The sequence below is a fragment of the Methylobacterium mesophilicum genome (genome assembly GCF_022179445.1).
Lineage (GTDB): Bacteria > Pseudomonadota > Alphaproteobacteria > Rhizobiales > Beijerinckiaceae > Methylobacterium > Methylobacterium mesophilicum.
In genome coordinates this window covers 1-441 of the sequence record NZ_BPQU01000095.1, presented here as the reverse complement: position 1 = coordinate 441, position 441 = coordinate 1, and the positions used below count along the sequence as shown (strand labels likewise).

Here is a 441-nt window from a genome sequence, read left to right as displayed (position 1 = left end):
TACAGGGTTCAGTCAGAACCCATTTTGCGGGACGGACGCCGTCCTCGTTTCTCTTCCTCACCAGATAGCGCGATCGGCGCACCGCGTTCGGCCTCAGGCCGGTGCGGCGCATCTCGATCGCTCTGGGCCTGTAGCTCAGGTGGTTAGAGCGCACCCCTGATAAGGGTGAGGTCGGACGTTCGAGTCGTCCCAGGCCCACCACGACACGGGACGCTCCGTACGCCTGCGCCGACCCCTTGGGGCCATAGCTCAGTTGGGAGAGCGCGTGCTTTGCAAGCATGAGGTCGTCGGTTCGATCCCGTCTGGCTCCACCATTTTTTTGGAACTTGGCGCTGCTGTAGCGGCGACGTTCTGAATGCGGTGTCGAGCTTGGCTATCTGGAACACAGTTTGCCGCGGCAGACGATCAGCGAGGACCGACAGGTTCGGTTGATCGCGTCGT

Annotated in this window: 2 tRNA genes; both read left to right on the top strand. The window is 61.9% G+C overall.

Annotated features, from left to right (window positions below):
• The first annotated feature begins 124 nt into the window (after positions 1 to 124).
• Positions 125 to 201: transfer RNA gene (locus MFF40_RS28365), tRNA-Ile, on the top strand.
• Positions 202 to 238: 37 nt separating this feature from the next.
• Positions 239 to 314: transfer RNA gene (locus MFF40_RS28360), tRNA-Ala, on the top strand.
• The last annotated feature ends 127 nt before the right edge of the window (positions 315 to 441 follow it).